Source organism: Nostoc cf. edaphicum LEGE 07299 (assembly GCF_015207245.1).
Lineage (GTDB): Bacteria > Cyanobacteriota > Cyanobacteriia > Cyanobacteriales > Nostocaceae > Nostoc > Nostoc edaphicum_B.
Genome location: NZ_JADEXF010000043.1, coordinates 1 through 10,257, shown reverse-complemented (window position 1 = coordinate 10,257; position 10,257 = coordinate 1). Strand labels below are relative to the sequence as shown.

General features: G+C 45.9%; 4 protein-coding genes. 1 reads left to right on the top strand and 3 read right to left on the bottom strand.

What is annotated here, in order from left to right:
• Positions 1–63 precede the first annotated feature (63 nt).
• Positions 64–1,758, bottom strand: coding sequence for a DUF1565 domain-containing protein (locus IQ229_RS02315; protein WP_194040915.1), 1,695 nt, complete (start codon positions 1,756–1,758; stop codon positions 64–66).
• Between the two features lie 454 nt (positions 1,759–2,212).
• On the opposite strand from IQ229_RS02315, the gene IQ229_RS02310 reads away from it, so the two are divergent.
• A complete protein-coding gene (locus tag IQ229_RS02310) occupies positions 2,213–2,431 on the top strand; it encodes an alpha/beta hydrolase (RefSeq protein ID WP_322743925.1) in 219 nt (72 codons plus the stop codon).
• A gap of 294 nt (positions 2,432–2,725) precedes the next feature.
• Here the strand turns inward: IQ229_RS02310 and IQ229_RS02305 are convergent, their stop codons facing one another.
• Both IQ229_RS02305 and IQ229_RS02300 read right to left on the bottom strand, forming a co-directional pair.
• On the bottom strand, positions 2,726–7,051 hold the full coding sequence (locus IQ229_RS02305; RefSeq protein WP_194040913.1) for an ATP-binding protein: 4,326 nt from the start codon (positions 7,049–7,051) through the stop codon (positions 2,726–2,728).
• A gap of 848 nt (positions 7,052–7,899) precedes the next feature.
• Positions 7,900–10,236 carry an EF-hand domain-containing protein gene (locus IQ229_RS02300; RefSeq protein ID WP_194040911.1) on the bottom strand — a complete coding sequence of 779 codons (2,337 nt, stop codon included), beginning with the start codon at positions 10,234–10,236 and terminating at the stop codon, positions 7,900–7,902.
• Between the last annotated feature and the right edge of the window lie 21 nt (positions 10,237–10,257).

The window sequence follows — 10,257 nt, the reverse complement described above, 5'->3', positions numbered from 1 at the left end:
CACATTAATTGGAAGCGCCAAACTAATAATTTGTTAGTCTGGTGCTTCCAATTTGCTAGGAATTTACTGGGCTGTTACCAAATAGGGTGAAGGAATGGGTTGGGCACGTCCAGCATTGACAAGTGCCTGGTAAACAAAGGCAGCAACCTCAGCTCTAGTTGCCTGACGATTAGGATTTAGTTGCTTCACTGTCGGATAGTTGATTACTAGTTGCCGTGCAGTTGCCGCAGCAACAGGAGCGATCGCATAATTAGGAATCTGGGCAGCATCGGTGTAAAAAGAAAGGATATTTTGATTACTCGCAGTTAAGCCCAAACCATTAGCTAAAGCGACTAACGCCTGCACTCTAGGAATTTGCTGCTGTGGCTTAAAAGTGCCATCGGGATAACCAGAAACAAATTGACTCTGGTAAGCAGATTGAATGGCAGCGTAAGCCCAGAAATTGGTTGCTACATCCTTAAATTTAATTGCTGGGCGTTTAGCTGCTGGCGTTAGGGCTTTAGTGACAATAGTGGCGAATTGAGCGCGGGTAACAGGTTCATTGGGTTTAAAGCTGCCATCAGGAAAGCCCGCAATAATATTTTGGGAGGCTAAGGCTTCGATGTAGGTTTTTGCCCAGTAATTTGCTGGCACATCCTTAAAGGCAACAGGCCCTCCAGGCGGTACATCAACACTGGCGGCAACAAAATCTACTGAGCCAAAAATCTTTTTCTGATCGATATCGTTGCCAACAGCGACAATTTTACTGGTTTTAGTGGCGTTGTTCACATCATAACGAGTGTTATTGCGGATAAGATTGCCACCAGGATTTTCGTTGGTGCCAAGGTCGGGTGAAGCGTTGACAGTTGCTACTACTCCATCCCGCTTATTATTTTGAATGACATTCTTACGCAATACGGGCTTCGCTGACTCTGAGATAAAAAGACCGTCTTGATTTTCGATAATTTGGTTTTCCACAATTAGGGGTGTGGAAGTGCCACCGATCGCTAGACCAAAACCAGTATCCTGAAATAAGTTATTCCGAATTTCTCCTTGGGCAGCTCTAGCAACTGAAATCCCATTTCCTTTGTTTTGCACAAAGAGATTACCTTCGATTCTGGGATTGCCTGTACCCGTGACAAAAACACCCTCTCTAACACTGTTAGCAAAAGTACTGTTTTTGATAGTGGGATTAGTTGACTCCACCCACACAGCCGTACCTCGGCTATTTGGGTTGGTGACGCTGACACCAGCGATCGTGGTATCTTGGTCGGCCAGGATGGTAATGTCTTGTCTGGCAAAGGTGCGACTAGTGTAGAAGCCTCCACCTGTAATCAATACCGCCTGACCTTTAGTAGCTTCATCACCCCGCAGTGTCACCCCTGGTTTAAGTAAAAGCGGGAAGGTTTCACCACTTTCCTGGTTATAGTTACCAGGTGCTAATTGAATAACTGCACCTGCTTGGGCTTGACTGAGAGCGAAACTGATACTTTTATAGGGTGTCGCTGAGGTTGCACCAGCACCAGCCCTATCTGCACCAGTCGCTGGATTAACGTAAATCACTGCGGCTGTTGCGGGAGCTTGTGCTGTGAAAGTTGGGGCGATACCTTCTGGGTGACTCGCACCAGCATTAACTTCACCAGGTAGTAGTATTGACCCACTAGAAACAACTAGCAAGGCTGTTAGTCCGGCTCCCACGCGTAAAGTATATCTGAGATAACTGTTAGAAAGAAGGCGAAAATTTTTCGCAAGAGAAATGTGAAAACCCCGGTATTTCATTTTTTGAGTCTGTGGTGTGCTGAATTACGGTGTGTCGAACAAGGTTGAAGGTAGCAAGCAGCCTTGTAGCTGCTATCAAACCCATGCAAAACTATACTGGATGATTAGTATTAATTCAGCTAAGTTCCTTAGATAGATCACAGAACTTATACATTAGTTATATTCTTTTATTCAGGAATTTCTACTAGTACACGTAGCCGAAGTTTGCCTAGCTTTCACTATGGGATGTTGCCCCAAGTCTTGTTAATTGAGATGGTAGCTGTATTTCAGCCAACCTGTACTAGGGGCTTTCGGGATGAAGCGGATGTGTCAACAAGTCTCTCGCTGCCTTGTATAAGCGCTCATCCTGCTTACTAAATGATTTATTTTTTTGTATTGTCTAAAGCTAGATGCTGCAAATAATTTTGCTGGCATATCATCACAGAAAAAGCAAACCTGTTGGAAATCAGGAGAAATGTGTTTTAAATTGTTGAGGCTGCGTCGCGCCTTAGTTTTAGTAGGTAGTACCTATCTTCTACTTTTGTCTACTCCTGCCTTTGCTGCGGAACGAGTGGTGCTAAACTATGGTGTCTTCCGTGAATCACTTTCAGTAGAGGAACTATCCACCTTTGCCCAAACAGGTGAACTTTCACGTTCACTACGAGTTATATCATGTCCGCCAAATTACCCATAATAAAAGAACCCCTCCCCGCCTGCGGGGAGGGGAGACAAAGCACAGCTTTGGCGGGGTGGGGTTCTTCGGATTTAATAAGCAATCAAGCGGACATGATATTAAGCCATAAATCAAAAGCCCTCACCCTAAATCCCTCTCCCAAAATTGGGAGAAGGGGGTGAATTTTGCATTTTTGCAAGAGTTCGATTGAATTATTTTGGGGAAAATATCTAATGTTGGTATTTCTTCCACGAATAAATTTATCAATTCCTCGTGTAGAGATATTTACATGGTTTATGCACTGCTACTGAATACTCAGACATTTCCATTTCTACCAATTAGAGTTGCAATTTCCTTGACTAACTCATCTGGTTCGACGGGTTTGGAAAGATGCTTTTGAAACCCTGATTCAAGTGCTTGTTGTTGATTGATTTCTCCGGCATAAGCGGTTAAAGCGATCGCCGGAATTTGTTTGGCTTGGTTTGCCTGCAATGCTTTAACTTGGCGCATTAGCATATAGCCATCCATCTCTGGCATCCCAATATCACTGAGCAGCATATCTGATTCTGACTCTGCCAAAATTTGTAATGCTTCTTTTGCTGATGTCGCTGCTGTCACCATTGCTCCAGCCTGTTCTAGTACAAATGTGTGGAAGTCACGGGTATCATCGTCATCATCTACAACTAAGATTTGGATGCCGGACAGGATTTGAATCGGAGGAGAAGGATTTAGTGCAGCAATATCTATGTTTTGTTTTGGGGTTAAATCTTTTTTAATTAGTGGTAGCCTGACTCGAAAAATAGCTCCTTGCCCCTCACCTAAACTTTCTGCCCGAATCGTGCCGCCATGTAATTCGGTCAAATGACGCACAATTGCTAATCCTAACCCCAATCCACCAAATTTTCGGGTTGTCGTGCCATCAGCCTGACGAAAATATTCAAACACATAAGGTAGAAACTCAGGGCTGATTCCCTTACCTGTGTCGCTGACGGTAATCTGAGCTTCAGCGTCAACGCACTCTAGTTGAATATCAATTTTTCCTCCTTCAGGAGTGAATTTAACAGCATTCGATAAGAGATTCCAAATAACTTGTTGTAAACGACCCGAATCACCCAAAACTTGCCCGAAAGCAGCATTTAGCATCGTCTGAATTTGAATATTTTTAGCTTCTGCTGCCAAACGGACTGTTTCCAATCCCGCCTCAATCACCAGTACTAGGTTGACAGGTAACATCTTTAGGTTGAGCTTGCCTTGTAAGATTCGAGAGACATCAAGCAAATCTTCAATTAGTTGAGCTTGTAATTGAGCATTCCGCTCGATAGTTGCGATCGCTTTCTTTAGGGCTGCGGCGTCAAACTCACGAGTCTGCAAGAGTTTCGCCCAACCAAGAATCGGATTCAGAGGCGATCGCAATTCATGGGAAAGTACCGCCAAAAACTCATCTTTAATCCGGTTGGCTCTTTCGGCTTCAGTTCTGGCAGCTTGCTCAAGTTCCAAGAGGCGATCGCGTTCGGCTTCTGCAACTTTGCGTTCGGTAATGTCAATGACTGAGCCGATGTAACCTTTAAACTGACCGTCCACCCCAAACCACGGATTCGCGGCATCAATGCAAGAGCGATATTTGCCATCTTTGCGCCGCAAGCGGTACTCCAAACGGAAGGCCGAGTAACTGCTACTAGCTTCCAGAAAAACATTCCTGGCGTCATTATAGTCTTCTGGATGCACAGCATTTAACCAGCCAAATCCTAGACCCATTTCCTCGCTTTGACCTGTAAAATCGTACCAGCTTTGACTGAGATAGGTGCAGTGGCTATTGGTATCTGTCACCCAAACCATGAAGGGGGCATTGTCAGCCATGTTGCGGAACTTTTCTTCGCTTTCCCGAAGGGCTTTTTCTGCTTGTTTGCGATCGCTAATGTCTGTAACAAAAATGCTGACTCCTTCTGCAAAGGGGTAGACGCGGTTCTCAAACCAGCGCTGCCAAGGCGCATAAAAGTATTCAAATTGAACAACAGTGTTTTGGGCGATCGCTCGATGAACCTGGCTATCAAACTCGCTTTTAGCCACATCGGGAAACACTTCCCAAATTATCTTACCTAGCAACTCTTCCTTGGGGATGCCAACAATTTCTGCTACCTGTTCATTGACAAAGCTATAACGCCACTCTCGATCCAATACAAAGAACTGGTCTTGAATACCAGCTATGACAGTCTCTAGGTGTGCTTTGGCGACCTCAGCTTCAATTCGCAACCCTTGCTCGCGTTCCATTGCCTCTTGGCGGAGACGAGCCATTTTTAAGGCTGCCTCTACTCGCGCCAACAATTCACGGGCAGAGAAAGGTTTAATCAGATAATCATCGGCTCCCGCTTCTAACCCTTCCACCCGCGCCTCTTCTCCCGCCCGTGCCGACAACAGAATGATTGGAACTTTTTGCGTCAGCGGATCGGCTCGTAATGCTTGCAGCAGTCCAAAGCCATCTAATCCAGGCATCATCACATCTGTCAGTACCAAATCTGGGACACGTCCACGAGCCGAATCCAAAGCAGCTAAACCGTCCGGCACTGATTCCACTTCATACTGCTGACTTAATAACCGCTTAACATAATCGCGCATATCTGCGTTGTCATCAACTAGAAGAATTCGGGCAGGAGAGGGTGATAGGTGATAGGTGATAGGTGATAGGTAAGATTCTTCCCTATTCCCTGTTCCCTGTTCTCTATTCCCTATTCCCTGTTCCCTATTCCCTATTCCCTGTTCCCTGTTCCCTATTCCCTGTTCCCTGTTCCCTATTCCCTGTTCCCTATTCTCTTCCCCAGGTAGCCACCGCAGGGCTTCTTCTAGATAAGGCGTTGCACCTAATGCAGTTGAAGCTAAAGTTCGCGGGGCACTAATCCGGTCTGGAGGCAAATGAGCATATCCTGTTGGAATTGACACAGTAAAGCAACTGCCTACTCCAAGAAGACTGGTAACGTGAACTATTCCACCATGCATTTGCACCAATTCTTGCACCAGTGATAATCCAATTCCTGACCCTTCAAAAGTTCGTCCTTGCGCCCCTTTGACGCGGTGGAATCGTTCAAAAAGGTGGGGAATTTCTGCGGCTGGGATACCGATTCCTGTGTCTTTGACTGCAAACTCAACATGGTCATTTAACCACTGCAAACTGACCGCAATTTCTCCAGCCATCGTGAACTTGAAGGCATTTGAGAGCAGGTTAAGAACAATTTTTTCCCACATCTCTCGATCTACATACACTGGTGCTGGCAGGGCAGGACAATTAACTGATAACTGCATCCCTGCCCGTTCTACCGCTGAACGAAATACACTAGCTAGTTCTGCGGTAAAGGTGGCAAGGTTGGTGGGTTCATAAGAGGCTTGAACCCTTCCGGCTTCAATGCGTGAAAAATCTAGCAAGCTGTTGACCAGTTTCAGCAGCCGAAGTCCGTTGCGTTGCACCATTTCTAGCTGCTCTCGTTCTTTGGCTGGAAGCAGCGTGGCACAAGTGGTTAAGGTGTCTTCTAATGGCCCCAACATCAGAGTCAGTGGGGTACGGAATTCATGGCTGACGTTGCTGAAAAAGACGGTTTTGGCGCGATCGATTTCTGCCAAGGCTTCAGCGCGTTTGCGTTCTTCCTCGTAAGCTTGGGCGTTAGCGATGCTGGCTGCAATTTGAGCCGCAACTAAATCAATGAATCCTTTATAATTGTCATCGAATAGCCTGAAGGGGTTCAAACCAGCGATTAATATACCAGCTTTTCCGCTTTGACCGGATGCGGCAATGGGTACTGCGATCGCTTGATGGGGCGATCGCTGCCACGCACCACAGGGTAGACTACTAAAAGACACTTCCAAATCGGAAATCAGTTTGGCTTGATGCGTTTTGCTTACTTCCGCAAAGGGCCAAACCCCATCAGCATCGAGAGCCACTGTTTCTGGAACTGCTACGTGGTTTTGCCCAATGCGGCACGTTCCAGCCAAAAAAACTTCCTGCTTATCGGGATCGACCAGATAAATCATTGCGAACGGGAGATCGTAAGGGTTGCTCTCCAGACAACTCGCACTTAGCGTACAGGCTTCATCGAATGTCCGCGCATCTGCCGTCCTCGCCGCTAGTTCGCGCAAAAGTGCCAACTGACGCTCACTGATAATCCGCTGCGTGTCATCTGTGTTGGCGCAGATGATCCCACCTGTGTCGCCCTGGTCATTAGGAACCGGGCTATATGAAAAAGTATAATAGGTTTCTTCTGGGTAGCCATTGCGCTCCATAATTAGCAGCAGCGCTTCGTCGTAAGTACCCTCATTCTTCAGCATCGCTGATTCGGCTCTAGGCCCAATCTGATCCCATATTTCCCGCCACACGTATGAAGCTGGCTGTCCAAATGCTTCTGGATGTTTGCCGCCAATAATAGTTTTGTAAGCGTCATTGTAAAGGTTAATTAGTTCCTCGCCCCACCAAACAAACATGGGTTGACGGCAAGTTAGCATAATTCGCACGGCAGTCTTCAAACTCTGCGGCCACTGCTGTGTTGGGCCAAGGGACGTTTTTGACCAATCCTGTTCTCGCATCCTAGCCCCCATTTCACCTCCACCGATAAGGAAATTTACGTTGGCGTTGCTTGCTAACGTTGATTCGTTCTTCATCAATTCCTCTCGATTGGTCATGTAGGGTTACAGGCTACATCGGTGGTTGTCTGTTAGGAAAAATCCTCTATAAATTAGACCTTTACGCTTCTAAACACTTATTTTAGAGGATATTCAAAGGCATATACATGGTGAGATGCCAATGCTGTGACTTTTCAAAGCATTGAAATTGCCTTTTCGGGGCAAGTTTCTACTTTGGCTATTTTTATTGTCTCCTTTATATCATCGATATTTCAAGCTAGCTACCAAGGGCAATTCTCATTAGACAATCCATAATGTTGCAACGGCGATGGCTGCGCCAACGCCAAGGGCGAATGCTAGCCACAAGCATTTGGCACGCTGTAGGTTAAGCAAACGGGTTTTAATGGGTAGCGCTAAAATTCCCCTGTCGACGAAACTTTGAAGGAGGGGAATTAAAGCATTCTAAGTTAGGACTACCCCATTCAAGGTGACTGGTAAAATCTCTCTTTTTCTCTCTGTGCGCTCCGCGTCTCTGCGGTTAAAAAGTAATTTATTTAACTACTCCAGACGCAGAAAACACAGAGTAAAAAGATTATAGCGGTTATAAGTTGAGTGCAATACATACCTAACCCCCAGCCCCTTCCCTATAAGGGAAGGGGAGTAAGATTCAAAGCCTCTCTCCTTTTAGGAGAGAGGTCAAACTGTATTGCTTCCATTCAAGAACCGCTATAAAGAGGAATTTTTTGACCAAAATTTTTACCCACCTTGAAGGGCTAGTCCTATAAGTATAGGACTTACGCACTATTTACGGAATAACGAACCGTAGAGGCACAGAGGACACGGAGAAATGAGAGTTTGAGAGATATTTTGCGTAAGTCCTGAAGTATTTAAATCGTTTCTGTAAACATACCTGTTCGGGCAAACTCTTCTTCTTCAGGGGTGAAGAGTGGAGGTTTATCCACAAGGCTAGGTTCAAAGTAGTATGTTTCTTGGAGAAATTGTCCGCTAATGACAGCTTCCTCTAAATCCTTGATGTGGTTCTGTGCAACTACACACGCTTCCTTAAGATTATTTGCATCGCCCTTCTCCAGCAGCTTTGGCAATTCTGTTTTTACCCCTGTCAGCCGTGCCAATGGCTTGAGAATTCCATAGATGTTGTAGATGCGAGCAGTTTCTATGCTGGTGTATTTGAGTGCATTGGCTCTTGCTAATTCAGAGTCAAGGCTGGGCCAAAAACGGGTGGTGTAGAACGCTTTCTCATCCTTGTGATACCATTCTTCCGATCGCGCAATGGAGGAGGAAACGGTATTATGCAATTTCCAGAAGAATAACCGCAGGGAGGAACCATCTACCACGGTGGATAGCTTTGCCTCCATTGACACTTCAAAGTCATTCAGGTTCGGATCGCGCCCAAGTATAAGGTACTCTACAGGATACATATCCACTTCCTTATTTTGCACAACGTACATATTCAGGTGATGGCGGCAGTAGGGACAGGGGTACATTGTGGCAAACAGTTGGAAGAAATCTTTGAAGATTGCGACTGCGGCTTTTTGCTCTACCTTGGTGTTGGTACACACAATCTCAGCTGTGGTATGGAAAAAGCGCCACACTGCCGGGCCAATGTAGTAGGGAAAACTGACTCGCATTTGCGAATCCTTCACCTCAGTCCGATCTAGATAGACATCAATGAATGCTACATACTGCGATAGCGCTCCTGATTCTCGCCCAAATTCTAGGCGTTCGCGGCGTTTCTGGACTCCATTCAGGTAGTGATGCGTTAACCGCCATGCTTGTTTGAGGATCAATTTCTGTTTGGGAGTGCAACGGGGAAAATTTTCGGCAACATCCGCCCCGTAGCGGCTAAATTCTCCTGAATTTTTTGTACGCTGATACCATTCATCCAAAGCCGCTTGGTCGGGTACGGTGTTGCTTTGGATATCTGCTGTGGTAGAAACACTAAACGCCGCCAACAATTTTGGCATAAAGTCTTCATACCAGTATACTACTGGCATGATTGCACCATCTATTTCCTCAGTTGCCTGAGAGAGAATGACGCGGTTCCACTTGTGCAAATAGTCTTTTGGATTTGCCTGAGATTTAGTTGGTGGTGGAGCCATTTCTTCGTTCAGTTCTATTCCCCTCAAACGATTGAGTTCGTTAATGGCCAGCACACCTTCTACGATGTCACCCAGGCAGAGACTTTTCTTTTTGATCGTAATGGCAAACTCGACTCCGGCAGCAAACTTTTCTTTGACATTGGCAAATTTACTCCGTGCTTCTAAAATCGCTTGCTGTTCTGCCAACATTTCTGGTGTCTTTGCCACTGTTTGCCAGTTTTTGATCCGCTCCTGCAATCGAGCATATTCATCGGCAATCGATTTAACCACTGCATCCAGGACGGGGTAGCAATCCTCGGATACTATACCTAATGCTTTGTAAAGTGCGATCGCTTGTTTAACAAACTCCACAAAATCAGTAATTCTGTATGGCAAGTTTTTCACCCGCAAGTGAGTTTCGTGGTTGGCGGAGAAACTCTCACGGAAGCTGCGGTAGGCTGCTCCTTGAATCAAACGAAACAAACCAATCTGCATTTGCAAAGGGGACGTACCGCTTTTTTTCTGATTCGGTGAGTTTGGTTGTTGCGCTAACTGTTCTCTTAGCTGTGCCAACTCTGGAGTCGTTGCTTCTGGCGTCGGCTGGGTGCTAGCTGCTGCGGCCTCATTGGAAGTAGCAACTGTCTTGAGCGAACTATTAAGAGAAATTGGTGAGTCTTGATAGCCAGTTTTGCTCCCTGACTCCTCCGGTACTAGCTTACAAAATTCTTCAAAGTCAATTGAGCCATCGCCATCATGATCTACTTCCTGCAACATCTCTTTCAATTCAGCGTCTGTCAGCCCAAACTGACTCATGACTGTCCGCAGTTCAACGGCAGTAATTTGACCACTACCGTCTTCATCAAAGGCACTGAAGGCTAACTTCAGGCGACTTTGGCGATCGCCTACTTTCGCTACCATCAGCGTTTTAAATTCTTCAAAGTCGATAGTGCCTGACAAGTCAACGTCAATCTCCTTAATCAAGTCCCGCAGACCCGCTTCCGTGGGATTTTGCCCTAGCGATCGCATTACCTCCCCCAGTTCCTCGGTTGAGATCGCTCCGTTGCCGTCTACGTCTAATACTTTGAAAGCTTGCCACAATTTTTCTATTTCTTGTTCATCAATCATGGTTTTGTTCCAATTTTATAG